This is a genomic window from Acidobacteriota bacterium (assembly GCA_028875725.1).
Lineage (GTDB): Bacteria > Acidobacteriota > Thermoanaerobaculia > Multivoradales > Multivoraceae > Multivorans.
The window spans coordinates 337,601-364,143 of the sequence record JAPPCR010000005.1; the positions used below are offsets into that span (position 1 = coordinate 337,601).

At 69.9% G+C, this 26,543-nt stretch carries 22 protein-coding genes and 1 tRNA gene; 11 read left to right on the top strand and 12 right to left on the bottom strand.

Features of this window, described 5'->3' with window-relative positions; all coding sequences use genetic code 11:
- Positions 1-30 precede the first annotated feature (30 nt).
- Complete coding sequence (gene rpsU / locus OXI49_01695; protein ID MDE2689197.1) at positions 31-240, bottom strand: 30S ribosomal protein S21; 210 nt, start codon at positions 238-240, stop codon at positions 31-33.
- Positions 241-372: 132 nt separating this feature from the next.
- Positions 373-1,164: a hypothetical protein gene (locus tag OXI49_01700; GenBank protein MDE2689198.1), complete on the bottom strand. Its 792-nt coding sequence runs from the start codon at positions 1,162-1,164 to the stop codon at positions 373-375.
- Positions 1,165-1,286: 122 nt separating this feature from the next.
- On the opposite strand from OXI49_01700, the gene OXI49_01705 reads away from it, so the two are divergent.
- The 4 genes from OXI49_01705 to OXI49_01720 all read left to right on the top strand — a co-directional run bounded on the left by OXI49_01705 (position 1,287) and on the right by OXI49_01720 (position 4,675).
- Positions 1,287-1,359, top strand: a tRNA-Ile gene (locus tag OXI49_01705).
- A 58-nt stretch (positions 1,360-1,417) separates the two neighbouring features.
- Complete coding sequence (locus OXI49_01710) at positions 1,418-2,158, top strand: hypothetical protein (protein MDE2689199.1); 741 nt, start codon at positions 1,418-1,420, stop codon at positions 2,156-2,158.
- A gap of 41 nt (positions 2,159-2,199) precedes the next feature.
- A complete protein-coding gene (locus tag OXI49_01715; GenBank protein MDE2689200.1) occupies positions 2,200-2,877 on the top strand; it encodes a YggS family pyridoxal phosphate-dependent enzyme in 678 nt (225 codons plus the stop codon).
- Positions 2,878-2,893: 16 nt separating this feature from the next.
- Complete coding sequence (locus tag OXI49_01720) at positions 2,894-4,675, top strand: long-chain fatty acid--CoA ligase (protein ID MDE2689201.1); 1,782 nt, start codon at positions 2,894-2,896, stop codon at positions 4,673-4,675.
- Between the two features lie 166 nt (positions 4,676-4,841).
- Here OXI49_01720 and OXI49_01725 read toward each other — a convergent pair whose 3' ends face one another.
- The 10 genes from OXI49_01725 to OXI49_01770 are packed head-to-tail and all read right to left on the bottom strand — an operon-like array spanning position 4,842 to position 16,312.
- Entirely contained in the window at positions 4,842-5,156 is a 315-nt protein-coding gene (locus tag OXI49_01725; GenBank protein ID MDE2689202.1) for a DUF3467 domain-containing protein, read from the bottom strand.
- Entirely contained in the window at positions 5,153-6,493 is a 1,341-nt protein-coding gene (locus OXI49_01730) for an ABC transporter ATP-binding protein (protein MDE2689203.1), read from the bottom strand. Before OXI49_01730 ends, OXI49_01725 begins: the two co-directional genes overlap by 4 nt.
- Position 6,494: 1 nt before the next feature.
- On the bottom strand, positions 6,495-7,295 hold the full coding sequence (locus OXI49_01735) for an ABC transporter permease (GenBank protein MDE2689204.1): 801 nt from the start codon (positions 7,293-7,295) through the stop codon (positions 6,495-6,497).
- 13 nt (positions 7,296-7,308) lie between these two features.
- On the bottom strand, positions 7,309-9,540 hold the full coding sequence (locus OXI49_01740) for a hypothetical protein (protein ID MDE2689205.1): 2,232 nt from the start codon (positions 9,538-9,540) through the stop codon (positions 7,309-7,311).
- Complete coding sequence (locus tag OXI49_01745) at positions 9,537-11,003, bottom strand: Rne/Rng family ribonuclease (protein MDE2689206.1); 1,467 nt, start codon at positions 11,001-11,003, stop codon at positions 9,537-9,539. The genes OXI49_01740 and OXI49_01745 overlap by 4 nt, the downstream gene beginning before the upstream one ends.
- Positions 11,004-11,035: 32 nt before the next feature.
- Positions 11,036-12,151: a rod shape-determining protein RodA gene (gene rodA / locus OXI49_01750; protein ID MDE2689207.1), complete on the bottom strand. Its 1,116-nt coding sequence runs from the start codon at positions 12,149-12,151 to the stop codon at positions 11,036-11,038.
- Positions 12,132-13,928, bottom strand: coding sequence for a penicillin-binding protein 2 (mrdA, locus tag OXI49_01755; protein MDE2689208.1), 1,797 nt, complete (start codon positions 13,926-13,928; stop codon positions 12,132-12,134). Before mrdA ends, rodA begins: the two co-directional genes overlap by 20 nt.
- A gap of 16 nt (positions 13,929-13,944) precedes the next feature.
- The gene (gene mreD, locus OXI49_01760) at positions 13,945-14,457 is read right to left on the bottom strand and encodes a rod shape-determining protein MreD (protein MDE2689209.1); all 513 of its coding nucleotides are present in this window, start codon (positions 14,455-14,457) and stop codon (positions 13,945-13,947) included.
- Positions 14,441-15,280 (bottom strand): rod shape-determining protein MreC, encoded by an 840-nt coding sequence (mreC, locus tag OXI49_01765; protein MDE2689210.1) that lies wholly within the window; start codon positions 15,278-15,280, stop codon positions 14,441-14,443. Before mreC ends, mreD begins: the two co-directional genes overlap by 17 nt.
- 15 nt (positions 15,281-15,295) lie before the next feature.
- Positions 15,296-16,312, bottom strand: a complete 1,017-nt coding sequence (locus tag OXI49_01770; GenBank protein MDE2689211.1) for a rod shape-determining protein — start codon at positions 16,310-16,312, stop codon at positions 15,296-15,298.
- Positions 16,313-16,413: 101 nt separating this feature from the next.
- Here OXI49_01770 and OXI49_01775 point away from each other — a divergent pair, with 101 nt between their 5' ends.
- The 7 genes from OXI49_01775 to thrC all read left to right on the top strand — a co-directional run bounded on the left by OXI49_01775 (position 16,414) and on the right by thrC (position 26,520).
- On the top strand, positions 16,414-18,366 hold the full coding sequence (locus OXI49_01775) for a SurA N-terminal domain-containing protein (GenBank protein MDE2689212.1): 1,953 nt from the start codon (positions 16,414-16,416) through the stop codon (positions 18,364-18,366).
- Positions 18,367-18,391: 25 nt separating this feature from the next.
- Positions 18,392-19,009, top strand: a complete 618-nt coding sequence (gene ruvA / locus OXI49_01780) for a Holliday junction branch migration protein RuvA (protein MDE2689213.1) — start codon at positions 18,392-18,394, stop codon at positions 19,007-19,009.
- A gap of 344 nt (positions 19,010-19,353) precedes the next feature.
- Positions 19,354-20,385, top strand: coding sequence for a Holliday junction branch migration DNA helicase RuvB (ruvB, locus tag OXI49_01785; protein ID MDE2689214.1), 1,032 nt, complete (start codon positions 19,354-19,356; stop codon positions 20,383-20,385).
- Positions 20,386-20,531: 146 nt separating this feature from the next.
- Positions 20,532-23,075, top strand: coding sequence for a bifunctional aspartate kinase/homoserine dehydrogenase I (gene thrA, locus OXI49_01790; protein MDE2689215.1), 2,544 nt, complete (start codon positions 20,532-20,534; stop codon positions 23,073-23,075).
- Positions 23,072-24,142, top strand: a complete 1,071-nt coding sequence (gene asd / locus OXI49_01795; GenBank protein ID MDE2689216.1) for an aspartate-semialdehyde dehydrogenase — start codon at positions 23,072-23,074, stop codon at positions 24,140-24,142. The genes thrA and asd overlap by 4 nt, the downstream gene beginning before the upstream one ends.
- 58 nt (positions 24,143-24,200) lie before the next feature.
- Positions 24,201-25,190, top strand: a complete 990-nt coding sequence (locus tag OXI49_01800) for a homoserine kinase (protein MDE2689217.1) — start codon at positions 24,201-24,203, stop codon at positions 25,188-25,190.
- A 1-nt stretch (position 25,191) separates the two neighbouring features.
- Positions 25,192-26,520: a threonine synthase gene (gene thrC, locus OXI49_01805; protein ID MDE2689218.1), complete on the top strand. Its 1,329-nt coding sequence runs from the start codon at positions 25,192-25,194 to the stop codon at positions 26,518-26,520.
- The last annotated feature ends 23 nt before the right edge of the window (positions 26,521-26,543 follow it).

Below are 26,543 nucleotides of genomic sequence, written 5' to 3' on the forward strand. Positions count from 1 at the left end.
TCGGCGCAGCGCATTCGCTGCGGGGACGCCCTAGGCGAGACCGGCGCGGCGCTCCTCAGCCAGCCGCCGCAACATCTTCTTGCGGGCCTGCATGACCTTGCGCTTCCGCTTGACGGACGGCTTCTCGAAGTGCTGGCGCTTCTTGAGCTCCGTCAGGATGCCTTCCTTCTCGCACTTCCGCTTGAAGCGGCGAAGCGCATTCTCGAAGCTCTCGTCTTCGCGTACCTGCACAACCGGCATGAAGTGATCTCGTTCCGTTGGTTGACCCGCGGGCTCCCGCCCGGATAGCCCGATCGCTGCCGACGCACGTCAGCCCACGGGCGAACGCGGATTCTGCACGAGCCGGCCCGCCCCGTCAAGGGCCGGGCACGCCTACTCCTCCTCGGCCTGACCCTCGACAGCGTTGGCGTCGGTGCGGTAGACCTTCCCGTCGCCCTCGCGGAAGAACACCCCGGCAGCCGCGCCGGCACCATGCTCCTCGGGGTTCTTCGGGTAGAACCAGGCAAACACGTTCTCCTCATCGAACTCCCGGACGTTGCGGTGAAACACCTTGCCGAGCAGCGCTTCGACCTCGGCCTCGGTCATGCCCCGCTCCACCTGCGCCAGCCGTTCGGCGGTGATGTAGCGCGCGTCCTGGTACTCGGCCAGCCGCGCCTGGAGGTCGGCGTTGTCGGGGTCGACGCCGAGGGCCCGCTGCAGGATCTCGACCGCGCGGCGGTAGTCGCCGCCCTTGACCACGTACTCCTCGGCCAGGTACATGTCCTCGGCGCTCTTCATCGCGAAGGCGGCCCGCTGCTCTTCGGTCATCTCACCGCCGAGTTCCCATTCCGCCTCGTTGATGTAGTTGACCAGCTTGGTCGCAAAGGCCTCGCCGTCGTTTCCGATCTCGTTGTCGAGGGAATCGACCTGCGCGGTGAGGGCCTCGACGTCGTCGTCCTCGCCCGCCGCGAGAACCCGCGCGCGAAGCCCTGCCAGTTCGTCGCGCTTGGCGTTCAGCGCCGCCTGCTCTTCCTGCAACTCGGCCCACGCATCGGCGCGCGCGGCGGACACCCGTTCCTCCTCCGAAGGACCGCATGCGACCAAGGCGGCGAACAGGACGATGACCGAGGCGCAAGCGGCGAACGCCGCCCGGCCCGGCCGCCCGATTGGAGTGGATCTCGACATTCTGGCGCCTCCTTGGACCGCTTGTTGCGTGCCGCGGACTATACCCCAAGGCGGGCCGCGACAGGGCGCGCACGGAGGCTCAACGTGGGGCTATACTGCGGCACTGCGCTCGGGTGCCCTGAGGGTCCATAGCTCAGCGGTTAGAGCATCCGGCTCATAACCGGCAGGTCCCTGGTTCGAATCCAGGTGGACCCACACCGCGAACTGCGGAGCCTGCGATCGCTAACTCACTGGAACCTCTGACAATCGGCGCATGGAACGAGTCCTCGACACGATCGTAGATCTGCAGCAGGCGAGCATGGAACTCGCCCACAGCCGCACCCTGCTGGACGGGGTTCCCGAGTCGATGCAGGAGCTCCACGACCAGTACGAGCACCAACGGAGCGAGATCGAACGGCTCGAGCAGGAGTGCCAGCAGGCCGAACTCGAGCGCCGCGCCGCGGAAGCGGAAGCGGCGGCGGGGAAGGAGAGCATCGAGCGCTACCAGGAGCAGATCGCCCGCGTCACGACGCAGCGCGAATACGGCGCCCTTCTGAGTGAGATCGACACGGTGCGCGCCGGCATGCGGGAAGCGGACGAGCAGGCGCTGCTGGCCATCGAGCGCCAGGACGAGGCGTCGGCGCAGCTCGACGAAATCCGCGGCGCGTTCGAGACGCTCGACGAGCAGTACCAGGAGCAGCTCGCCGTGTGGGAAGAGCAGAAGCCCGAGATGCGCAAGCGGGTCGAAGCGCTCGAGGGGCAGATCGAGGTGTTCCGTGAACGCCTCCCGCCGGCCGCCCTCCTCCAGTACGAGCGCCTGTTCGACCGCCACGGCGGCGCGCCGCTGGCCGCCATCGGAGTCGTGGAGAGTACCGGTGCTCCCATCCGGCACTGTTCGTTCTGCAACTACCGGATCAGACCTCAGGTCGTCGTGCAGATTCAGACCCAGGGCGCGCTCGTACCCTGCGACTCCTGCCAGCGAATCCTGTACCTGGACGGCGGAGTGACCGGCTGAGCGAGACGCCGGGGAAGACGGCGGCCGAACGCTACGCGGAGATAGTGGAGCGGCTGGCGGAGGCCTGCCGGCAGGCAGGCAGGGAGCCGGAAGATGTCGCCCTGGTCGGCGCCTGCAAGCGGCAGCCGCTCGAGCGCATCGCCGCGGCGCTGGACGCCGGCCTCCGCGTCCTCGGCGAGAACCAGGTCCAGGAGGGCGAGGCGCACCGCGCTGCGCTGGTCAACGCCGGTTACGGCGACCAGGTCGCCTGGCACCTGATCGGACCGCTGCAGACGAACAAGGCGGCCCGCGCCTGCGACGCCTTCGACGTGTTCGAAGCGGTAGACCGGCCGAGGATCGCGGAGCGGCTCGACCGTGTTCTCGGCAGCCGGGGACTCGGCGTCCGCGGCTGTCTGCTCGAAGTGAACATCGGCCGCGAGCCGAGCAAGCACGGCTTCCTGCCCGAGGACACGGAAGCGATGCTGCGCATCGGCGAACTCGATCATCTGCGGGTGCGCGGCCTGATGGCGATTCCGCCGCAGCGCTCCGACGCGCGCGAATCCCGCGCCGACTTCGCCGCTCTCAGGCGCCTGCGCGACCGGATGGCCCAGCGCGGCCTGTTCGGCGACCGGGAGGGATGGCTGTCGATGGGCATGAGCGCCGACTTCGAGGCCGCGGTCCTCGAGGGCGCCAGCCACGTGCGGATCGGTTCCGCGTTGTTCGGAGAGCGGCCGCCATAGTGCTAGCGTTTACTGCTTGGAGACTCTGTCCGACCTGCTTCGAGTCGTAGCGGAACGCTACGGCGGACGCGAGGCCCTGCTTTCCATCCGGCGCCATCGCCGGACGGACTCGCTTTCCGCGCGGGAGTTCCTCGACGCCGTCTGCCGGACCGCGAAGGCGCTCGAGTCGCACGGCGTAGCGAAGGGCGACCGTGTGGCGCTGTTCGCGACCAACCGGCCGGAGTGGCACATCGTCGACTTCGCCTGCCACCTGCTGGGCGCCGTGTCCGTGCCGATCTATCCGACTCTCAACGCGCCCCAGGTCGCCTACATCCTGCTCGACAGCGGCGCCGGCTGGATCTTCTACGACGACAAGGCGAAACGGGACCTGCTGTCAGGCATCGTTCCCAACGACGGCGGCGACGACGTCCAGGACGGCGATGAGCAGCGCGGTCTGCGCATGGTGGCGCTGGATGCCGAGGCCACCGCCCCCGGCGGCACCCACCTCGAAGCCCTGATCGCCGGAGCGCCGCCGGCCACGGATGCCGACCTCGCGACGTTCAGCGGGCGGGTCGGCCAGGACGACACGGCGAGCATCATCTACACCTCCGGCACCACCGGCGACCCCAAGGGCGTGGTCCTGTCGCACCGGAACTTCGTCTCGAACATCCTGGCCTGCCAGGAGCTCTATCCGCTGGGGGAGGACGATCAGGCGCTCTCCTTCCTGCCGCTCTCCCACGTCTTCGAGCGCACGGTCGACTACCTCTTCTTCTACCGCGGAGTGTCGATCCACTACTCCCCCGCGATCGAGCGCGTCGCTGGCCTGATGCCGGACGTTCGGCCCACCGTCCTGTGTTCGGTGCCCAGGCTCTACGAGAGCGCCTACCTGCGTATTCAGAACCTGTTCGCGAGCCAGCCGCCGGCCCGCCGCCGGCTGATCGCCTGGGCGCTCAAGGTCGGCAAGCGGCGGGCGGAACGTGGGGGCGCGGTGCTCCAGGGCCTGATCGCCGACCGCCTCGTGTTCCGCAAGATCAAGCAGCGGTTCGGGGGCCGCCTGCGGTTCGCCATTTCAGGCGGCGCCGCGATCGCCAATGAAGTCGCCGAGTTCTTCGACGCGATCGGCATCCGCCTCTACCAGGGCTATGGACTGACCGAGACCGCACCGGTTCTGGCCGTGGAGTACCCCGGCGCCTCCCGCCGCGGCTCGGTCGGCACGGCCGCGCCGGGAGTCTCGCTTCGCATCGCGGACGACGGCGAGATCCTCGCCCGCACCGAGGGCCTGATGCAGGGCTACTGGAAGAAACCCGAGGCCACCGCCGAGGCGATCGACCGGGACGGCTGGTTCCACACCGGCGACATCGGCCGCCTCGACGACGACGGCTACCTCTACATCACGGACCGCAAGAAGGACCTCCTGGTGACGAGCGGCGGCAAGAACGTCGCGCCCCAGCCGATCGAGCAGATGCTGATCACGCACCCCGCCATCGCTCAGGTGGTCGTGGTCGGCGACGGCTACCCGTACCTCAACGCCCTGATCGTTCCGAACTACGCGGAGCCGCCGGCGCCGTTCACCGACATGGACCCCTCGGAACTCCGCCAGGACCCGCGCCTCCAGGAGCTCGTCCAGGGCGTGCTCGACCGCGCGAACGAGCGGCTGCCGGCCCACGAGCGCCTGCGCCGCTTCCGGCTGCTCGAGCGCGAACTGACGCTAGAGGAGGGCGAGATCACTCCCACGCTGAAGGTGCGCAGGAAGATCGTCAACGAGCGCTACCGCGACGTGATCGCCTCGATGTACCTCAAGAGCCAACGCGTAGGCTGAACAGCTGCAATCGACACTCCTTCGCTTCGATTGCATCAAGAGCCAGCGCGTAGGCTGAACAGGTGAAATCGACACCCGTTCACTTCGATTGCATCAAGAGCCAGCGCTTAGGCTGAACAGCTGCAATCGACACTCCTTCGCTTCGATTGCATCAAGAGCCAGCGCGTCAGTTGACGCGGCTGGGCGCTTCCGTCGGGTCGGGCGCCTCTTCGATCACGCCGTGGACCTCCTCGTAGCGCCGCAGGTTCGTGCCCAGGGCCCGGATGATCCGCTTGAGATGCCCGGGGCTCGTCACGATCCGGGCGCTGACGATGCCCTGAGGCGGAACCACGTTGATGAAGTCGAGGATGAACTCCTCGCGGGTGTGCGTGATGCGCAGCAGGTTGGAGTAGGCCCCCTTGAGCTCGGCGTCGCCGATCTTGACGTTGATCGACGAGGACGCATCCTGCTCGCCCGGTCCTTCCTTGGGTTGGTCGCTCATTCGATCCTCCGTTGGTCGCCGGCCTGGTCGCCGGGCGAGAGCCAGTCGATGTCGCTCCGCGAGCCCAGCGTCTCCACCTGCCACTCGTGGTCGGGCAGGTAGAGACCGATGCTCCTCAGCGACGTGCTCTCCGTCACCGTGAACCGGAGCGCCCGGCGGCGGTAATCGTACGCCCTGCCGTCGCGGGCGTGAACAGCGATGTCCACGGTGTACTCGCCCGGCGCCAGCCGCAGCTCCGGACAGACGAGCCGCACTCGCACGGGCCCGGCCAGAGAGCGCGGTTCGTAGCCGGCCAGATCGGTGTTGGTGCCCCAGCAGTCGACGCCCCGCGGCGTCTTGACGCCGACGCCGAAGACGAAGTCGGACAGTTCCTCTCTTGGTTCGACGTCGAGCTCGAAGGCCACCGCTTCCCCGCAGTGGACGTGGTAGCGCTCCTGCCGCTCCTCGCCGGCCAGCAGGCGCGCCGCCAGGATCCGGGCCTGGCCCGAACCCCAGCGCGCGACCTCTTCGGCAGTGTCCGCGGTCGCGGTCGTGGCGTGTTCGCCTTCAGCCGACTGGCGGCGCCGGTCGTGGGCCTCGCCCTCGCGCGCCGCCACCGACTCCAGGTAGGCGTCGATGACCCGTCGCGTCGACCCCAGACCCCGGACCCGCCCGCCATCCAGCCACATCGCCCGGTCGCAGATCTCGTCGATCAGGGTCATCGTGTGGCTGACCACGAGCAGCGTTCCGCCCCCGGCCAGGTGCTCCTCGATCCGCGCCAGGCAGCGGTGAACGAACTCCTCGTCGCCGACGGCCAGGACCTCGTCGACCAGGAGCACTTCCGGGTCGGTATGAATGGCGACCGAGAAGCCGAGCCGCACGTACATGCCGGAGGAGTAGTACTTGATCGGCTCCTCGATGAAGTCGCCGAGACCCGCGAACTCCACGATGTCGTCGTAGCGCTGCTCGATCCGCCGGCGGCTCAGCCCGAGCAGCGCCCCGTTGATGAAGATGTTCTCCCGGCCGGAGATCTCGGGATGAAAGCCCGCGCCGAGCTCGATCAGGGCCGCGACCCGTCCGTTCACCGAGAGTTCGCCGGAAGTCGGCGGCAGCAGACCGGCCACGAGCTTGATCAGCGTCGACTTGCCCGAACCGTTGCCGCCGATGATCCCCACCGCCTCCCCGGCCCCGACCTCGAAGCTGACGTCGGTCAGGGCCTCGACGACTTCACCCGAGGCCAGGCCCCCGGTCAGGCTGCCTTCGAGCAGCGCGCTCTTCAGCGTCCGCAGCCGGTATCCGCCGGCGGCGCGCCGGTACCGCTTGCACAGGCCGCTCGCCGCAACCGCCGGCGGGCTCAACTCAGACCGCCTCGGCCAGGGTGTCGGAGAGGCGGGAGAAGAGGCCCGCGCCCGCCACCCACGACACGGCGGCGATCGCGGCCATGATCACCCACAAGTGGGGTTCGGGCAGGCGGCCGAAGAACAGAAGGTCCTGGGTCGCGGTGGTGAACGAAGTCATCGGGTTCAGTTGCACCACCCGCGCGAACTGGGGCGGAAGATCGTTCAGGGTGTAGATGATCGGCGCGAGGAAGAACGCCAGCACGAGCAGATTGCCGAGGAGATCCCGCACGTCCTTGAAGTGAACGCAGAGTGCCGCCAGCGCGAAGGCGAGGCCGGCGACCATGACCAGCTCGATCGCCAGGACGGCCGGCAGCAGGACGGCCGTCCAGCCGGAGATCGGATAGCCGAGCAGCCGGCCGGCGACCAGAGCGACCCCGACGATCGGCAGCGCCAGGAGGAAGTGCACCAGGTTCGCCGCCACGGCGACCGCCGGCAGCACCTCGACCGGAAACACCGCCTTCCGGATCAGGCCGCCGTTGGCGGTGAGGGACGTGCAGCCTTCCAGCAGGGAGGTGGAGACCCAGATCCAGGGGAACAGGCCGGTCACGAGAAACACGCCGTAGGGCTCGACCGCCACCAGGTCCGAGCGCTTCAGAATCATGCCGAACACGAACGAGTAGACGGCGAGCAGGAGGAGCGGATTGAGCAGGGACCACAGGAACCCCAGGACGCTTCCCCGGTAGCGGGCGCGCAGCTCGCGCATGACCAGAGTCCAGAGCAGGCTGCGGTAGCGGACCAGCGTTCGGGCCAAGTCGACCATTGCCGCGAGCATCTTACGCGGGTGCGCGGGCCGGACCGCCGGTCTCGCACTCGAGGTACACCGGCGCCCCGGCAAGCACGGCGGGAACCCGGTCGAGTTCCCGTCCATCGCGGTCTCGCACCGCGCGTACCTCCCTCCGCGGCCGGTAGGAGCGACCGCGGCCGTCCAGCGCCCAGACGACCAGGACTTCGCGCCCCTCCCGAAGCGCCCGGTAGCCGCGCAGCCCTGACGGCATCCGCAGGCGTACGACTTCCGCGCCGGCCAGCTCGCGCTGGAGTTGACGCAGGGCGAGCCAGGCCGGACGCCGCCGCAGGCCGTCGCCCCGCGGGTCGAGCAATCCGTAACCCGCGGCCGCCAACTGCCACCAGTACACGCGCTCCGCCAGACCGCTGCCCAGCGCCTCCAGGGCATAGCGGACGAGGTAGCTGGCCTGAGCGTCCTCGTCCACGGCGACATCGCGGCCGGCGGGAGCGTGCGGACCCTCGGCGAGCGGCCAGTTGAACTCGGTGACCCAGCTCCTGTCCGACGCGCAGTCCGGGGCCCTGCGAGCCAGGGAGCGCAGAACCGCCAGCTTGCCGGCGAGGTCGAAGCCGAGCTGGCGGTTCTCCGGCGCGCCCCGCCGGTCGACGTAGAGCTGGCTCGCCAGAACGTCGAACCGGCGCTCCCGCTGTCCCGAGTGGATCAGAGCCGCTGTCGCGTGAGGCTCGAAGTCGATCACCGCGGGTGCGAGAACGCATGCGTCGCGGCACTGGGCCCGTACGGCCTCGGCGCCGGCCGCCAGCAGGTTCCAGTAGTCACCGGGCCGCCAGACGCCCCACTTGCTGCGATTGGGCGCCTGGCCGATCAGGAACCGGCGCCCGCAGGGAGCGAGCGCGGCCGCGGCTTCCTCGACCCGCCGTCGCCAGAGCTTGGCGTCCCGAACCAGCGACCGGTCCTGGCTGAACTGGAACACCAGGTCGACCGGCCGCTCGCCACGGCGGAGAGTCCGCGCCAGTTCCAGCAGGCCGCCGTCGACGCCCTGCCAGAGGTGGAAGCGCAGGAGGACGGTGTCGACTCCGAGCTCCTCGACCGCCCCGGCCAGGGAAGAGACCGGGGCCGAGCCGGGTCCGATCGCGACGCCCAGGCCGCCGAAGCGGACCGGCGCCGGCGCGCGGTCCAGGGCACGCCTGACGCGACGCGCCTCCGCGACCGACAGGAGCAGCGGTCCGGCGGATCGAAGCAGCGGCCGAGCGTGGTGGCCGGCGTCGCGCAGGCGCACGCCGAGGCGCTGGCCGCGGGTGGCCTGCTGATGCGGCTGATCGGTCAGTGGATCCCAGACCGTGCGCTCGGTGGCCATGGCCCCGCGTTCCGCGTCGGGAACGTGGGGGTGGGCGCGGCGGCGCGGCAGGAGGAGATCGGACAGACGCCGCAGGCCCCGGCGCGCGCCCTGCTTCGATCCCAACTTGAAACGGAACGCGCGGTGGCAGGTCTCGAACCAGATTTGCTGAAGCCGCGGCAGGCCGCCCGGCCGGTAGCCGGCCAGGTACTCGGCGCGATCCTCCGGCCGCAGCACCGGCATCCGGCTGAGGTCCCTCAGTCGCTGACTGGTCGACAGCCGTCGGCGGAAACGGGCGCGGTTCAGGTCGACCAGGAAGAGCTTCGCCTCGGTCGTCGCTTCCGACAGGAGGACGTTGCCGGAGGTCAGATCCCTGAACCAGACGCCGTGGCGGTGCAGCTCCGCGGCCAGCGCCCCGACCCTCCGCAACAGGGTCGGGCCGTGGATTCCGGGAAACTGGTCGGGTCCGTCGCCGCCGTTCAGGGCCCGCAGGACGTAGCGCAACTCCAGCGCGTCCGGCACCAGGCGGCAGACGTACCAGGCGGGACCGTCGATGGTGTTGGATTCCGCATAGAGGAGGGGTTCCGGCGTCGGGATCCCGAGACGCCGGAAGCGGAGCGCGGCCCGGAAGCTCAGGCGAGCCCGGCTGCCCCGGCGCCGGCGGCGGAGCCGCGCGTGCAGATCGTCGTGGCGGAACTGCTTGACGACCACGGCCGTCTCGGTCGCCTCCGCGGGCCCTCGCCAGCCGGCTTCGTAGAGGTAGCTCCGTCCCCAGTGCAGGCTGCGCCGGCCGCTCCCCGGGTCCAGCAGCCGGCGCAGGGTCTCCTCGAAGCCGGCACCCAGGTCACCGTCCACGGCGGTCGGCGTGACGGCGCCCGTGAGGTCGTCGAACTCGAACCGGCGTTCCGGTCCTTCGGCCCTGGCCGTCAAGGCCCTTCGATCTCGGTTACGACGAAGTGCTCCCGATCGAGGTCCGGATCCGCCCGCAGCAGGATGGGGACGTCGAACGCTCCCTGCATCCCGTCCAGCACGTCCGATTCGGAACCGTTCAGGCCGTCCAGCACCTCCGGGTGGACCCGCACCGCCAACTGGCGGCAACCGCGGCCGGCGTGCGCCAGACAGGTTCGCCGCAACTCCAGGCAGATCGTCGCGACGGACTTGATACGGCCCCGGCCCCGGCAGGTCGGGCAGGGCCCCATGAGCGCCCGCTCCAGGTTCTCGCGCCGCCTCTGCCGGGTTAGTTGGACCAGGCCGAACTCCGAGATCTCGAGCACCCGCTTCCGGGCCCGGTCCTTCCGCAGTTCCGCCTCGAGCCGCGTGAACACCGTGCGACGATCTTCTTCGTGCTCCATGTCGATCAGGTCGATGACGAGGATGCCGGACAGGTCCCGCAGCCGTATCTGGCGGACGGCTTCCGCCACCGCTTCGAGATTGGTCCGGAGGACCGTGTCGCGGAAACCGCCACGGCCGACATCGCGGCCGGAGTTCACGTCGATGGCCACCAGCGCCTCGGTCTGATTGATGATCAGGTAGCCGCCGGAGGGCAGCGGCGCCCGCGGCTCCAGCGCGGCGTCGACGCCAGCGTCGATCCGGTAGCGATCGAACAGACCGCGGCGGCTCTTCTCCAGCCTCGTCAGGAGTTCCGGCTGGACCCGCCCGAGGTACTCGCGGATGACCCTGTGCGCATCGGCGCCATCGACCAGCAGGGCGCTGAAGTCCTCCCCGAAGTGGTCGCGAATCACGCGTACCGCGAGTTCTTCCTCCTGGTGGAGCAGTGCCGGGGCCGCGGTTGCGGCCGCCCGCCCCTCGATCTCCCGCCAGACCTCCGCCAGAACCTCGTACTCCCTCCCGAGGTCCTCCGCCGGCGCCCCCGCCGCCGCCGTGCGCACGATGCATCCCGTCGCTTCGAGCGCATCGCCCCACCGTTCCAGGGCCACCGTCTGCAGACGCGCCCGTTCGTCCGGTTCCTCGATCCGCCTGGAGATCCCCAACCGACCGGCCAGGGGCGTCAGCACCAGGTACCGGCCGGGAAGCGTGATCTCGGTCGTGACCCGGGGTCCCTTGTCCGCCAGTCTTTCCCTGGCGATCTGAACGACGATTTCCTGGCCACGCCGCGGGATGCCGGAGCTCATCCGCCGGCCGTCTCCGCCTGGCGCTCCCGACTCGTAAACCGCCATCTCCTCGAGGTACAGGTAGCCGTCCCGTTCCAGTCCCAGGTCGATGAAGGCAGCCCTCATGCCGGGAAGAACCCGCCGTACCCTCCCCTTGTAGATGTTGCCGACGAGGCCGCGGCCACGATGGCGCTCGACGAAGAACTCCACCAGCCGGCCGGCCTCCAGGACGGCGAGGCGGGTCTGGTGCGGGTCGCCTTCGACCAGAAGCTCCCTGTGCATGTCGTTGCCGGCGGCCGCCCCTGACGGCCCGCTCAGATGTTGACGAAGCGCTGAACGTCGACGCGGATCATCAACCCGGTGGCCGCACAACAGAAGAGCATGAAGGAGCCGCCGTAGCTGAGGAAGGGCAGCGGGATGCCGGTGATCGGAAGCAGACCGACCACCATCGCCGTATTGTAGAGAACGTGGCCCGCGATGAAGCCGAGCAGGCCGACGACGAGCAGCATGCCGGCCGGGTCTCGCGCGGCAAGCGCCGCGCGCACGCCGTTTCCCAGGTAGAGGAGGAGCAGCCCCAGGACGACGGTGACGCCCATGAACCCGTACTCCTCGCCCAGCACGGCGAACACGAAATCGGTGTGAGGCGTCGGCAGGAACTGCAGATTCGACTGCGTGCCCTCGCCGTAGCCTTTGCCCAGCATCTGGCCTGACCCGATGGCGATGCGGCTCTGGCGCACCTGGTAGCCCGACCCGAGCGGGTCCGCCTCGGGCCTGAAGAAGCTCGACACCCGGTCCTTCTGGTAGTCCTGCAGGGCGAAGACCCAGATGGCGCCCGCGACCACCGCGGCCACCCCCAGGGCGATCAGGGCGGACCGGAGTCTGAGGCCCGCGACGATGGCCATCGCTGCGAGCATCGGCACGAACATCAGGGCGCCGCCCATGTCCGGCTGCAGGGCGATCAGCAGCACCGGCGCCACGACGAACGCCGAAGCCGACCAGAGCCAGCCGCGAGGCGCTACCGGCGCCTGCGCTTCCGCCATGTGACGGGCCAGCAGGAGGACCGTCGCGATCTTGCAGAAGTCCGACGGCTGACCGCCGAAACCGCCGATCCCGATCCAGCTCCGGGCCCCGCCCGCTTCGTGGCCGAAGAAGGTCACCGCCGCGAGCACCGCGACCGCGGCCAGGTAGATCCAGAAGGCGTAGCGGAGCAGGAACGAATAGTCCACCGCCGCCGCTGCCGCCATGACCAGCAGACCGAGAACGATCCACGCCGACTGGCGTATCTCGTAGTCGGTCGTCATGTCCGCCGAAGCACTGGAAATGACGACCAGGCCGATCACCGACAACGCCAGCGCCGACCCGCCGAGCAGCCAGCTGACGGACCGGACCCGGCGCAGCAGATGCCAGCGATCAGGTTCCTGCGGCAGCACCGAAGTGACCCTCGAGCAACTCTCTCGCCAGTGGCGCCGCCGCTTCCGAGCCCCTGCCCCCGTTCTCGACGAAGACGACGACCACCAGCTCCGGCGCGTCCACCGGAGCGTAGGAGGTGAACCAGGCATGGTCGGCCTGATCGGGCGGGAGATCCTCCGAGCGGATCCAGGTCTCCTGCGCGACGACCTGGGCGGTTCCCGTCTTGCCCGCGACGGCCACCACCGGCGTCCTGGCACTGCGTCCGGTTCCGTTCTCGACGACGTTGGCTAGCGCTTCGGCGACGAAGGAGAGCACTTCGGCATCCAGGCCGAGCGGCTCGGGAGGCTCACCGCCGCCCGCGACCATGTACGGGCGCACCCGGAACCCCCCGTTCGCCACCGCGGCGGTCATCACCGCCACCTGCAGCGGCGAAGTCAGCAGCGGCCCCTGGCCTATCGCGACCGAGACCGTTTCGCCCGGATACCACGGATAGCCCCGCCGATCCCTGCTCCACTCGGGGTCGGGTACGAGACCCTCACTCTCGCCGGGGAGTTCGACCCCCGTTCGGCCACCCAGCCCGAGCCGGCGGGCGTAGGCGGCGATCACCTCGATTCCGATCTTGACGCCCTGCCGGTAGAAGTAGGTGTCGCAGGAGTGCTGCAGGGCCCCGCGCAGATCGACGAAGCCGTGCCCACGCGGCTGCCAGCAACGCCAGCGGCGGTCGTAGAGCCGGGTCGCGCCACTGCAGTAGACCCGTTCCTCGGGGCGAAGCAGTCCCTCCGCCAGACCCGCCACCGCCATCACGATCTTGAACACCGAGCCCGGCGGGTAGGTGTTCTGGATCGCGCGGTTCTGCAGGGGCTTTCCCGGTGCGTCGACGATCCCGTCCCAGTCCTCCTGGCTCAGCCGGCCGGCGAAGCGGTTCGGGTCGAACGACGGCGAGGAGATCATCGCCCGGATCGCGCCGTCGCGGGGGTCGAGCGCGACGATCGCGCCGGCCTTGTCCGCCAGCAGGCTCTCGGCCAACTGCTGCAGCCTAAGGTCGATCGTCAGGGTCACGGACTCGCCGGGCTCGGCGTCCGCCCGCCGCACGTCCTCGCCCATCAGGCGGCCCCGACTGTCGACGACCACGATCCGTTCGCCGTGGTTTCCTCGCAGCCGACGATCCCGCAGCAGTTCCACGCCGCTGCGGCCTACCAGATCCCCGGCCGCCAGAGAATCGTCGCGGTCGTGTTCGGCGGGAGTGGGTTCACCCAGATAGCCCACCACATGAGCGGTCTGAAAGCTGTGCCGGTACAGGCGTCGCCTCGAAGTGGAGATCTCGAACTCCGGATGCTCGGGCTCCGAAACCTCAAACCGGGCGACCTGGGTCAGCTCCAGGTCCTCGGCCAGCAGCACCGGCACCTCCCGGGCCACGCCCCGATGACGCTCCAGCGCGGCCCTGAGTTCCCGCTCCTCCCGGCCCAGGATCCCGGCCGCGAAAGCCAGACTGGCGCCAAGGTCCGAACTCACGCTGCGGTCGATCATCAAGCGGAAAGTGGGCGTGTTCTCCACCAGGATCCGCCCCGAACGGTCGTAGATCAGTCCCCTCGGCGCGTCCAGTCGCAGCACCCGCAGCCGGTTGTTCTCGGCCAGACGTTCGTAGTGCTCCGCCCGAATGATCTGGTGATACCAGTAGGCGCCGATCACGACCGCCAGGGCCATGCCCAGCACGCCGCACAGCCATTTGAGCCGGGCGGCCATGTTCAGCAGGACCCAATCCGAGCTGTACTCCTGCACCGGGTTCTGCAGACTCATCATGTGGCCGTCGCGGTCACCGCGGACGCGCCCTCCCCTCCTTCAGGGTACGCCGTTCATCGACCCAGGCCTGGGCCCGGTTGAACAACCACAGGCTCGGCAGGCCGACGGCGGTCGTCGCCGCCACGCGTAGCGGAACGACGGCGGCGCCGAACTCGGCGACTTCCAGAAACCTGAGGAGGCCGAGAACGATCGCCTGATGCACCAGCGTACCCACCGCAACCAGGAGCAACGCCACCGTCCTCTGGCCGGTGTCCACGCGCTGCGACAGGCGGGCGACTCCGTAGCCTACGACGCAGCAGGCGAGGCCGTGAAGGCCGAATGGCGAAGTGCTCAGCGTGTCCTGAACCAGGCCCGCGACCAGGCCGCCCGCGACGCCCTGGAGCGAGTTGCCGGCCAGGCTGCCGAGCACGACCAGGAGCACGAACAGGTCGATCGTCCGCCCGGCCGCCGGCAGCACTTCGGCCAGCAGCAATTCGACCAGCGACACCAGGGCCAGACTGGCCGCGAACCTAGCGGCCCACGGCATCCGCGCCGTCCATGACCGCCTCGGGCACCGGGTCGCGGCGCCACACGAAAGCATGGCTGAGCGAACCGAGATCCACGCGCGGGGCGACCTTGATTTCGTGGAAGTGATCGCCGCCGGACTCGACGGAGGTGACCGTGCCGATCGGGATTCCTCGCGGGAAGACGCCGTCGATACCGGCCGTGACCACGCGGTCTCCAGGCTGGACATCGACCTGCACCGGCACGTACGCGAGCGAGAGTACGCCTGCCGCCTCCGTGCCCCGGACGATGCCCTGACGGCGCGTTCGCTGGATCATCGCGCCCACCGAAGAGTCTCGATCCGTAAGGAGCAGCACCCGCGCATAGTCGCCCCCGGCCGAAACGACGCGGCCCAGCAACCCGTCGACCGTGGTCACGGGCCGCCGCGCCCACTCCGCCCTCGCGTTGCCGCGAGGCAACCGCAGAATGGCCGTGCGCCGCCACGAGTGGTAGTCGACGTAGACGACGTCCGCCAGCAAAAGCTCCGCGTCCGGCGGCCGCGCGTATCCGAACGGCGCCGAAAGCAGGTCGACCTCCAGTTCCGCGCCAAGAGCGGTCGCATGGGCCGCCTCAAGCTGCCGCAGCCGGCTTCGAAGTTCCTCGTTCTCGCGTTCCAGCCGAGCCCTCGTCCGCCACCCCTCTCGCACGCCGCCCGCGACATCGGCGGCCGCGGAGACCAGTCGCTTCGCGGGGGCCTCCACCCACAACGCCACGTCGCCCGCACGCTCCGGCGACTGAGCGGTCAACGACGCGAGCAGAAAGGTCACCGTGACGGCGAACAGGATGGCGACCCGACGCTCGCTCATCTCGGTGAACGCTCCCTAGCGAACCGAGACCCTGCGCAGCAGATCGATGTCCCGCAGCACCCGGCCGGCGCCAAGCACGACGGAGGCAAGGGGGTCCTCCGCGGCGAAGACCGGCAGTCCGGTCTCCTCGCGCAGCCGCTGGTCGAGCGCGTGAAGCAGCGCGCCGCCGCCCGACAGCACGATGCCCTTGTCCATCACGTCGGCCGAGAGTTCCGGCGGCATCCGTTCGAGGGCCTGCAGGACGGACTTCACGATCTGCGCAACCGGTTCATCCAGCGCTTCCCGGATCTCGCCGTCGGAGATCCGGAGGCTTCGGGGCACGCCGCGCACGAGATCACGCCCCTTGATGTCCATGTACAGCGCTTGCTCGAGCGGAAAGGCGGAGCCGATCTCGACCTTGATCCTCTCGGCGGTCCGCTCGCCGACCAGCATGTTGTGCTTGCTCTTCAGATGCTGGGCAATCGCCTCGTCCATCGCGTTGCCCGCCACGCGCAGCGAGCGGCTGTAGACCGTCCCGGAGAGCGAAATGACGGCGACGTCGCTGGTGCCGCCGCCGATGTCGACGATCATGTTGCCCGTCGGTTCCGTGATCGGCAGGCCGGCGCCGATCGCCGCCATCATCGCCTGCTCGACCAGAAAAACCTCCGAGGCCCCGGCGCTCATCGCCGACTCCCTCACCGCCCGTTTCTCCACCAGCGTGATCTCCGAAGGCACGCCGATCACGATCCGCGGACGAGCCAGCCGGCGGCCGTGGTGGGCCTTCCGGATGAAGTGCTTGAGCATGTGCTCGGTCATCTCGAAGTCGGCGATCACGCCGTCCTTCATCGGCCGTACGAGGAACAGGATGCCCGGCGTGCGCCCGAGCATCTGCTTGGCCTCGGTGCCGACCGCCTCGATGCGGTTGCTCTGGCTGTTGACGACGACCACCGACGGCTCCCGGACGACGATGCCGTTCGCCTGGGTGAAGACGAGCGTGTTGGCCGTACCCAGGTCGATGGCCAGATCGCTGGAGAACCACTGCAGAAAACGCATTCGGGATGAACCTCGCGCCGCGATCATAACCGCCGGACGGCCGCCCGATCCTGTTACGATGCAAGACCTTCTGCGTTCTACCGAGCGCCTGGGTCCGAATCATGCTGAACGTCATTCGCAAGAACATCAAGAGCTTCTATCCGCTGGCCATCGGCCTCGCCCTCGTCTTCGTGCTGCTCGTCTTCACCGACTTTCAGACGCTCGACGGCACTCAGATCAACCCGGATGCAGCCATCGTGGGCGGCGACAGCATCACCTTCGCCGAGTTCGAGCGCAGCTACCGGAACGCGGAGAACCGCTACCGGGAGATCTACGGCGACGCCTTCAACGCGGATCTCGCGGACCAGCTCCAGTTGCCGGTTCAGGCCCTGGAAGCCCTGATCACCGACCGCCTTCTCATCATGGAGGCGGAGAAGATGGGGCTGACCGTCAGCGACGAAGAGCTGCAGGAGGAGATCCTCTCCGTCCCCGCCCTGACCGACGGCGCCGGCAACTTCATCGGCGCGCGGCAGTACCAGGATCTCCTGCGCGCGAACCGGCTCACGGTGGACGACTTCGAGGCCGACCTGCGCACGTCGCTGCTCGTGGGGAAGCTGCAGGCGGCGCTGACGGAGGTCGCCCACGTCTCCGACGCGGAAGTCGAGTTGCGCGCCCGCGACGCCGCCGAGCGCGCCGCGATCCGCTACTTCCAGGTGCCGGCCAGCCGCTTCGCCGCCGAGGCCGAGCCTTCGAGCGAGGAGGCCGCGGCCTATTACGAAGAGCATCGCGAGGAGTTCAGGCTCCCCGAGCGCCGGCGGGTGGGCTACCTCCTGGTCAGCACGAACACGGTCCGGGCCGAACTCGAGGTGACCGACGACGAGGTCCGGACGTACTACGAAGGCAACCCGGCCCAGTTCGAGATCCCGGAGCAGGTTCGGGCCAGCCACATCCTTCTGCTCGAGAACAGCGAACGGGACGCGGAACAGGCGCGCAGCCTGCTGAACCGGCTGCGCGGCCGCATCGAGGCCGGAGAGGACTTCGCGGCGCTGGCCCGCGAGTACTCGGACGACGAGGCCACGCAGGAAGCCGGCGGCGACCTCGGCTACTTCGGCCGCGGCGCGATGACGCAGGCCTTCGAGGACGCCGCGTTCGGCGCCGCAAGCGGCGACCTGGTGGGACCGGTCGAGAACCAGCTCGGTCCGCGCACCGGCCATCACCTGATCCAGGTCCACGAGCGCCGCGAAGGCGGGCGCCAGACCCTCGAGGAAGTCGCCAACCTGATCCGGGTCCAGCTCCTGGCCACCCGGGCCGAAGAGGAGGCGAAGAGCCGGATCGATTCCCTGCACGAACGCCTGGCGGACGAGACCTTCGCCGGCGAGGACGAGGCCCGGGAACTGGCCGCCGCCGAAGCGCTCGTCTACGCCAGCACGGAGCCGTTCGGCGAAGACGATGCCGTGGCCGGCATCGGCCGCAACTTCAACTTCAGCTCCGCGGCGTTCGGTCTCGAGACCGGCGCCTGGTCCGAGCCGGTTCGCATCGCCGCAGGCTGGGCTCTCCTCTCCGTGCTCGAGGTGCTGCCGCCCCGGGACTCGGAGTTCGTGGAAGTCGAGGTCGACGTTCGCGAGGTCGTCCGCAGGCAGAAGGAGACCGAGCTCCTGGCGTCGGCGCTCACCGAGACGCGGGGGCGCGTCGAGGACGGGCTGAGCATGGACGACGCGGCCGAGGAGTTCGATGCCGTGATCGAGGAGAGCGGCAGCTTCGGCCTGCGCCAACCGATCGGCACGCTGGGCGCACTACCCGAGTTGTCCCGCGCCGCGTTCGCGCTCTCCGCGGGCCAGTTCGGCGGTCCGGTGGACACTCCGTTCGGCGCCGTTCTGTTCGAGGTGACCGAGCGTGAGTCCTTCGATCCTGTGCTGTTCGACCCCGAGGCGACACGGAACGAACTCCTGGCCGAGCGGAACCTGACCATGCTCCAGTCCCTGCTGCAGCGGCTCCGCGAGGAGGTCGGCGTCCACTACACCCAGGACTTCATCGAGAACTTCGGTCTGGGCGAGGCCGAGGCAGCCGGCACCTGACCGCGGCGCGGCGCTCCCTGGCGGCTTGATCGGCTATCTGCGCGGACGCCGCCTGGCCCTCGAGCCCGAACGTCTGGTGCTCGACACCAACGGCGTCGGCTACGCCGTGCGGATCCCCCTGTCGACGTACTTCGAACTGGAGAAGCTCGACGCGGCTGCCGAGATCGGCCTGTTCATCCATACCCACGTCCGCGCCGACGCGATCGAGCTCTTCGGCTTCTGGACCGAGGGCGAACGGACCCTGTTCGAGCACTGTCTCGCGGTCAGCGGAGTCGGTCCCCGGCTCGCCCAGGTCGTTCTGTCGGGCGGTTCCACCAGGGAGCTGCTGAACGCCATCGGCGGCGGCAACGTGGCGGCTCTGACCCGGATCCCGGGCATCGGCCGCAAGACGGCCGAACGGATGGTGCTGGAACTCAGGGAAAAGGCGAAGACGCTGCTCGCCGAAGCCGGCGCCGAACCGCCGGCGGCCGAACCCGAAGCCGGCCGCGAGGACGAACAGGAACAGGCCGTCAGCGCCCTGGTCAACCTCGGCTACCGCGCGTCCGAGGCCCAGCGCGCCGTCTCACGGGTGCTCGCGGAAGAACCCGAGATGGACTTCCAGGAACTCCTGCGCCGCAGCCTGCGCCAGCTGTCACGGCTCTGACGACCGGGACGCGTGGGACGCACCCGCCCGGTCGGGGCACGAGGGGGGTCAGCTCCCAGCTGACGCTCCCGCCCAAGAGGAAATGGGGAGGTTGCGCTCGCTCCGCTTCACTCGCTCCGGTCTGGCGTCAGACGCCTGTATGGTCGGTGGCCGTCGCTCGTTCAGAGGCACCTGGGAGCTGACCCCCCTCGTGCCCCAACCGGGCTGGACGTTGTTGTTGTCTGGCCGGACCTTCGGGAAGCGCACCGGACCTTTCCCTGGGTGCGCGGGTCTTCTGACCCGCATCCGCCGCAGGCGGAATCTGCGTTGGCGGATACTGCCTTGGGGCGCGATAGCATCCGGGCATGGCCGGGACGGGCGGCACCGAAGGTGAAGAGAGCATTCTCTCGCCCGCCCGGGACGCTGACGATCGGCGCGTCGAACCGTCGCTTCGGCCGCAGCGGCTGAACGAGTACCTGGGCCAGGAGAAGATCGTCGAGCTGCTCGACATCTACATGCAGGCGGCACGCCGGCGGGGCGAAGCTCTGGACCACGTGCTGCTGTTCGGGCCGCCCGGGCTGGGCAAGACGACTCTCGCGCACATCATCGCCCGGGAGATGGGCTCGGCGTTGCGGTCCACCTCCGGTCCGGTGCTGGAGCGGGCGGGAGACCTGGCGGCGATCCTGACCAACCTCGAACCCGGAGACGTCCTCTTCATCGACGAGATTCACCGTCTCGGCCCGACCGTCGAGGAGATCCTCTACCCGGCGCTCGAGGACTTCCAGCTCGATCTGGTGATCGGCGCGGGGCCGATGGCGAAGACGGTGCGCATCGATCTGCCCCGATTCACGCTGGTTGGCGCCACCACCCGCGCCGGCCTCATCACCCCGCCGCTGCAGGGGCGCTTCGGCATCGTCCACCGGCTCGACTTCTACGGTCCGGATGTCCTCAGCGTGATCATCCAGCGCTCCGCCGAGCTGCTCGAGGTGCCCGTCGATCTGGGCGGCGCCGACGAGATCGCCCGGCGCAGCCGCGGCACCCCCAGGATCGCGAACCGGCTGCTGCGCCGGGTACGCGACTACGCGCAGATCGAAGCGGACGGACGGATCGACCGCGACATCGCCAACCAGGCTCTCCTTCAGCAGGAGGTCGACGAGCAGGGCCTCGACAAGATCGACCGGAGGATCATGGAACTGCTGATCGAGCAGTACGGAGGCGGCCCGGCCGGCCTCAAGGCGCTCGCGGCGTCGGTCGGGGAGGACGAGGGCACGATCGAGGACTTCTACGAGCCGTACCTGGTCCAGAAGGGATTCCTCCAGCGCACCCGCCGCGGCCGGGTGGCCACCAAGCGAGCGTACGAACACCTGGACCTGGAAGTCCGGGGCACCCTGTTCTGAAGGCGCACCAGGGCCGGCAACGACCTTCGGCCCGTCCTGGAGCCGGAGGGGTGCGTCCCCCGCCGTGGCGCCGACCGTCGTTGGGGTGTACGCTAACGCGCCTTTCGTGCCCTCCGACGACGACGTGACTTCCACAGCATCCGATCATGAAAGTACTCAAGTTCGGCGGCTCTTCCGTGGCCGATGCAAGCCGCCTGCAGGCGGCGGCGCGCATCGTCGAACGGCAGCTCGATGGCTGTCCCGCGGATGGTGCGGTGGTCGTGTCCGCCCTCGGTGGGGTCACGGACCGTCTCCTGGCGCTCGCCGCGAGCGCCCTTGACGGCGCTGGAGGCGACGAGGCGGCGCGCGAAACCTCCGCGCTTCGCGACCACCACCTGAAGATCGCCGCCGAGGTCGCCACCGCAAACGATCTGGCAGCCCTCAGCGCGGCTATCGACGAGCTGTGCGACGGCCTGGTCCGGGAACTCGGAGACTGTGCACCCGCCGGGGTCACCCCGGAGCGGCCGCGTGAAGCCTGGATCGACCGGATCGTCTGCCACGGCGAACTCCTGTCGACCCGGCTACTGGCCGCGGCGCTCCGCGCCCGGGGCCTGCCGGCAGAGGCCCGCGACGCGCGCCCGCTGGTGCGGACCGATCGTTCCTTCCAGGCGGCGCAGGTCGCGCTGGAACCGACGATGAACGCGATCGCCTCCCACTTCGCCGGCATCGGCGAGGACGGACCCCTGCAGGTCGTCACCGGCTTCCTCGGCAGCACGCCGGAAGGCGAGACGACAACCCTGGGCCGCAGCGGTTCCGACCTGACGGCGTCCCTGGTCGGCGCCGCGCTCGACGCCGAGCGGATCGAGATCTGGACCGACGTGCCGGGCGTGATGACGGCCGACCCGAGGCGCGTCGAAGACGCCCTGCCGATCCCGCGGCTGAGCTACGAGGAGATGCTCGAGCTCTCCCACTTCGGCGCCAGGGTCGTCTACCCGCCGACGGTCACCCCGGCACGCCGCAAGGCCATTCCCCTGCTCGTTCGCAGCACCCTCGACCCCGAGCACCCCGGAACCCTGGTCGACGGCGGCAGGAATCGGGAGCGGGCCCGCGGCACGGCGGTCACCGGCATCTCCTCTATCGACGACGTCCACCTGATGCTGCTCGTCGGCGACAACCTCGTCGGCACCCCGGGAGTCGCCGCGCGGCTCTTCGATGCCTTGGCGGCGAGCGGCGCCAGTGCGATCCTGATCTCGCAGGCGTCGAGCGAGCACTCGATCTGCTTCGCGGTCGAGCCCGGAGTCTCCGAAGCGGCCCGCCAGGCGGTGGACGCCGAGTTCCGGTCCGAGATCGAGTCCGGATCGGTCCGGCCCCTGGTCGTCGAGCGCGACCAGTCGATCGTCGCGGTGGTCGGCGACGGCATGCGGGAACGCCCAGGCATCGCCGGCCGGGTGTTCGGGATCCTCGGCCGGCGGGCGGTCAACGTGCGGGCGGTGGCCCAGGGCTCGTCCGAGCGGAACATCTCGATGGTCGTCGCCAGGGCCGACCAGGGACGCGCGGTGCGCTGGATCCACCGGGAGTTCTTCCATGGCGCCGCCTCCGGCCGGCTCGCGGTCTACGTGCTTGGCGTCGGCGGCGTCGGCTCGGCGCTGCTCCGGCAGCTCGCCGCCGAGCGGGGGGCGCTCGAAGAGCGGGGCGTCGACCTTCAGCTTCGGGGCCTGGCGAGTTCGCGCTTCATGGAGCTCGCAGTGCGCCGGGGTGGCCGGCGACTGAACCCCGGCGCCGCCGCGGATCCGGGCGGCTGGCGCGCGGCGCTGGAGCAGGGCGGTGAGGCGGCGGACCTCGACCGCCTCCTCGAGCACCTCGCCGAAACCGCTGCCGGCGGCGGCCGGACGGTACTGGTCGACGTCACGGCGAGCGGTGACCTGAGCCCCGTCTACCACCGCGCGCTCGCAGCCGGCGCCGCGGTGGTCAGCGCGAACAAGCTTCCGTTCGCGGGGCCGATCGCGGACTTTCACGCGTTCCACGCCGACGGCGGGGCGAACGTCTTTCACGAGGCGACCGTGGGCGCCGGCCTGCCGGTGCTCCACACGGTCGACCTGCTGCTTGGCGCCGGCGATCCGATCGAGTCGGTCTCGGGCGTCTTCTCCGGAACGCTGGCCTATCTCACCGGCGAGTTGAGCGGTCGGCAGGTATGGAGCGACGCCGTGCGCCGGGCCCACCGGCTGGGCTACACGGAACCGGACCCGCGTGACGATCTCGGTGGACTGGACGTGGCCCGAAAGCTCCTCATCCTGGCCCGGTTGTGCGGCGCCGATCTCGAAATGGACGACGTCGACGTGGAGCCCATGCTCGACCGGCCCGACCTCGCGGACCTGCCGCTCGAGGACTACTGGCAGCGCCTCGCCTCCGCGGACGAGGAGATGGCCGCCCGCTTCGTCGAGGCCAGGTCGGACGGGCTCGAACTGGCCTATCTCGCCGAACTCGACACCAGCGGAGAGGCGGCGACGGCCCGGGTCGGGCTTCGGGCCGTGCCGCCCGACCATCCTGTGGCCGGAATGCCGGCCTCGGACAACATGTTCGTCTTCCGCAGCCAGCGGTACGATGCACGGCCCCTGATCGTCCAGGGACCCGGCGCCGGGACCGAACTCACCGCCGGCGGCGTGTTCGGCGACATCCTGCGCGCCTGGGCCGAGCGGGGAGCCTCACTATGACAACCAAGAACGAACCCCTCCGCGCCGCCGTCCTCGGCGCGACCGGCACCGTGGGCCAGCGCTTCGTCACCTTGCTGGCAGGGCACCCCTGGTTCGAGTTGACAGCCGTTGCCGCTTCCGAACGCTCGGCCGGGAAGCTCTACCGCGACGCGGTGACCTGGATTCAGACCCGGCCGATCGACGACGCGGTCGCGGCCATGCCTGTTCAGACGATCGACGAACTGATGGACGGAGACTTCGACATTGTCTTCTCGGCCCTGGACGCCGGCGTGGCGAAAGACATCGAGCCCCGCTTCGCCCGCCGTTGCCTGGTCGTCACCAACGCCAGCGCCCACCGCATGGACGCGGACGTCCCGCTGCTCGTGCCCGAAGTGAACCCGGACCATCTCTCGCTGCTGTCTCCGCCCGAGGGCGGCAGGGCGCTCCCCGCCGGCATCGTCGCCAACCCGAACTGCTCGACGATCGGCCTGGTGCTGGCGCTCAAGCCCCTGGCCGACGCTTTCGGTTTCGAGCGGATCTCCGTCGTGACGCTGCAGGCCGTGTCAGGTGCCGGCCTGCCCGGCATCTCGAGCTACCAGATCCTGGACAACGTGATCCCCTGGATCTCCAGCGAGGAAGAGAAGCTCGAGATCGAAACCGGCAAGATCCTGGGCCGGGCCGTCGGCGGCACGATCGAGCCGGCCGAGGTCGCCGTCTCGGCGCAGTGCAACCGCGTTCCCGTGGTCGACGGGCACACGCTCTGCGTATCTGTCGACCTCAAGGGCGCGCCCGCGATGGAGGACGTTCGGGAAGCCTGGCGAACCTTCCGCGCCGAGCCGCAGGAACGCGGCTTGCCGTCGGCGCCGGCGCGGCCGACCGTCTACCTCGGTGACGACGAGCCGCCGCAGGCCCGCGTCCACCGCGACCTCGGCGAGGGCATGACGACCTCCATCGGCAGGCTGCGGGAGTGTCCGATCCTCGGCTACCGTTTCGTCGCCCTCTCGCACAACACCCTGCGGGGCGCCGCCGGCGGGGCGCTGCTCGCCGCCGAACTCGCCTCCGCCCGCTCCGGTCGACGGGCCGCCTGATGACGAACCCGGTAAGAGCGTTCGCCCCGGCTTCGGTCTCGAACAAGAAGAGCTTCGTATGACACGGTTAGCGCGGGCCTTCGCTCCAGCCTCCGTTTCCAACATAGCCTGCGGATTCGACATCCTGGGCTTCGCTCTGCAGTCGGAGAGCGAGGGGGACCGGGGGCCGGGCGACATCGTCACCGCCTGCGAACGGGAGCCGGTTGCCGGCGCCGGCGGGCGCTGCCCGGTCCGCATCGCGGCGATCGCCGGCGACGAAGGCCGGCTGCCGCTCGCAGCGGAGCGCAACACGGCCGCCGTCGCCGCGACGGCGCTGATCGACGGCGAGGCGCCCGGCGCGGCCGTCGAGCTTGAGATCGAGAAGCGCATGCCGCTCGAGAGCGGCCTGGGCTCGAGCGCCGCCAGCGCGGTCGCGGCGGTTGTCGCGGTCGACGCGCTGCTCGGCCTGGAGCTGCCGGCCGCTGCCCTGCTGCGCTACGCCCTCGCCGGCGAAGTCCTGGCGAGCGGCGGCCCCCACGCGGACAACCTGGCCCCGTCCCTGCTCGGCGGCCTCGTCCTGGTCCGCTCGCTCGATCCGGAGCCGGACGTGATCGACCTGCCGGTGCCTGAGGGCCTGACCTGCGCTCTCGCCCGGCCCCACGCGGAGGTGAACACGAAGGAGTCCCGTGCCCGCCTCGATCGCCACCTGCCGCTCGAGCGCGCCGTGACCCAGTGGGGCAACGCCGCGGCGCTGGTGTCGGCGCTCTACCGTTCCGACCTGGAACTCCTGTCCCGCGCCCTGGTCGATGTCGTCGCCGAGCCCGCGCGCGCGCCGGGCGTACCCGGCTTCCACGCCGCCAAGGCGGCCGCGGTCGAGGCCGGCGCGCTGGGTTGCAGCCTTTCGGGCAGCGGCCCCGCGCTGTTCGCCCTGTGCGACGGCCGCGCCGGCGCCAGGCAGGTCGCGGCAGCCATGGCGGGAGCGTTCGATTCGTCCGCGGGTCTCAACTGCGATCAGCTCGTCGCGCCCCTGCCGGCGCCCGGCGCGCGCGTGGTCGACGGCGAGGCCTAAGGTGCGCTTCATCAGCACGGCCGGCCGGATGACGCCGCTCACCCTCGGCGAGGCGCTGCTCGAGGGGCCTGCTCCCGACGGCGGCCTGTTCGTTCCCGAACGCCTGGAGCCGCTGAACGCGGGGGACCTCGCCACCCTCGAGTTGCTGCCGCTGACCGGCATCGCCGCCGTCCTCGGCAGCCGCCTCTTCGGTCCGGAGGTCCCGGAGGAGGAACTCGCCGCGCTGCTCGAGGACGCCCTCGATTTTCCGATCCCTCTCGCGCCGATCGAGCCCGGCATCCACTGCCTGGAGCTGTTCCACGGGCCGACACTCGCCTTCAAGGATGTCGCCTCACGGGTCATGGCCCGCCTGATGGCACGCTTCGCGACGGTTGCCGGCGACACCGAAACCACGGTGATCGTGGCGACCAGCGGCGACACCGGCAGCGCCGTGGCCCACGCCTTCAGCGGCGTCGCGGGTTTCCGGGTCTGCGTGCTGTATCCCGACGGCCTGGTCACCGAAGCGCAGCGGCGCCTGTTCACGACCCTGGGCGGCAACGTGACCGCGGTCGCGGTCGAAGGCACCTTCGACGACTGTCAGAGCCTGGCCCGGGAGGCCTTCGCCGACGGCGAGCTGCGGTGGCAGCGGCCCCTCGCCTCGGCCAACTCGATCAACATCGGCCGATTGCTGCCCCAGGTCTTCTACTACTTCCACGCCTGGGCGCAGCTCCCCTCACCGCCGCTCGACGACGCCGGCGAACCGCTCGTGTTCTCGACCCCCAGCGGCAACTTCGGCAACCTGACCGCCGGCCTGATCGCCAAGCGCATCGGCCTGCCCGTCTCCCGTTTCGTGGCGGCGACCAACGTGAACGACGTCGTGCCGGCCTACCTCGGGAGCGGCGACTACCTGCCGCGCGGCTCGGTCGCCACGATCTCGAACGCGATGGACGTCGGCAATCCAAGCAACTACGCCCGCATGGTCCACCTCTACTCCGGCACCGGCGAACCGCTCGAGCGCATCCGCCGCGACCTGGCGGGACGCGCCTTCGACGACGACGCCACCCGCCGCGCCATGCGCGACGTCCACGACCGCACCGGCTACCTGCTCGACCCCCACACCGCCGTCGGCTACCTGGGCCTCAAGGCCGAACTCGAAGCCCAGGGCGGCGGCACCGGCGTCGTTCTCGGCACCGCCCACCCCGCCAAGTTCGCCGAAACCGTCCAGGCCGCCGTCGGCATCGACCCGCCCCCACCGCCCGCCCTCCAACGCTCGGCCCACCTTCCCGAACGCATCATCGAGATCCCGGCCGACTATGTGGCGCTACGCGAGGTGCTGCTCCGCGACGGCTGAGGCGCTCGGCCGTCCGGTGCCGC

Excerpts from the sequence above, each read along its gene's own strand:
- OXI49_01735 (MDE2689204.1), bottom strand. The coding sequence starts at position 7,295 with ATGGTCGACTTGGCCCGAACGCTGGTCCGCTACCGCAGCCTGCTCTGG.
- OXI49_01775 (MDE2689212.1), top strand. The coding sequence starts at position 16,414 with ATGCTGAACGTCATTCGCAAGAACATCAAGAGCTTCTATCCGCTGGCC.
- thrA (MDE2689215.1), top strand. The coding sequence starts at position 20,532 with ATGAAAGTACTCAAGTTCGGCGGCTCTTCCGTGGCCGATGCAAGCCGC.
- ruvB (MDE2689214.1), top strand. The coding sequence starts at position 19,354 with ATGGCCGGGACGGGCGGCACCGAAGGTGAAGAGAGCATTCTCTCGCCC.
- OXI49_01745 (MDE2689206.1), bottom strand. The coding sequence starts at position 11,003 with ATGCACAGGGAGCTTCTGGTCGAAGGCGACCCGCACCAGACCCGCCTC.
- OXI49_01770 (MDE2689211.1), bottom strand. The coding sequence starts at position 16,312 with ATGCGTTTTCTGCAGTGGTTCTCCAGCGATCTGGCCATCGACCTGGGT.
- OXI49_01800 (MDE2689217.1), top strand. The coding sequence starts at position 24,201 with ATGACACGGTTAGCGCGGGCCTTCGCTCCAGCCTCCGTTTCCAACATA.
- OXI49_01710 (MDE2689199.1), top strand. The coding sequence starts at position 1,418 with ATGGAACGAGTCCTCGACACGATCGTAGATCTGCAGCAGGCGAGCATG.
- rpsU (MDE2689197.1), bottom strand. The coding sequence starts at position 240 with ATGCCGGTTGTGCAGGTACGCGAAGACGAGAGCTTCGAGAATGCGCTT.
- OXI49_01725 (MDE2689202.1), bottom strand. The coding sequence starts at position 5,156 with ATGAGCGACCAACCCAAGGAAGGACCGGGCGAGCAGGATGCGTCCTCG.
- mreC (MDE2689210.1), bottom strand. The coding sequence starts at position 15,280 with ATGAGCGAGCGTCGGGTCGCCATCCTGTTCGCCGTCACGGTGACCTTT.
- OXI49_01700 (MDE2689198.1), bottom strand. The coding sequence starts at position 1,164 with ATGTCGAGATCCACTCCAATCGGGCGGCCGGGCCGGGCGGCGTTCGCC.
- asd (MDE2689216.1), top strand. The coding sequence starts at position 23,072 with ATGACAACCAAGAACGAACCCCTCCGCGCCGCCGTCCTCGGCGCGACC.
- mrdA (MDE2689208.1), bottom strand. The coding sequence starts at position 13,928 with ATGAGTCTGCAGAACCCGGTGCAGGAGTACAGCTCGGATTGGGTCCTG.
- mreD (MDE2689209.1), bottom strand. The coding sequence starts at position 14,457 with ATGCCGTGGGCCGCTAGGTTCGCGGCCAGTCTGGCCCTGGTGTCGCTG.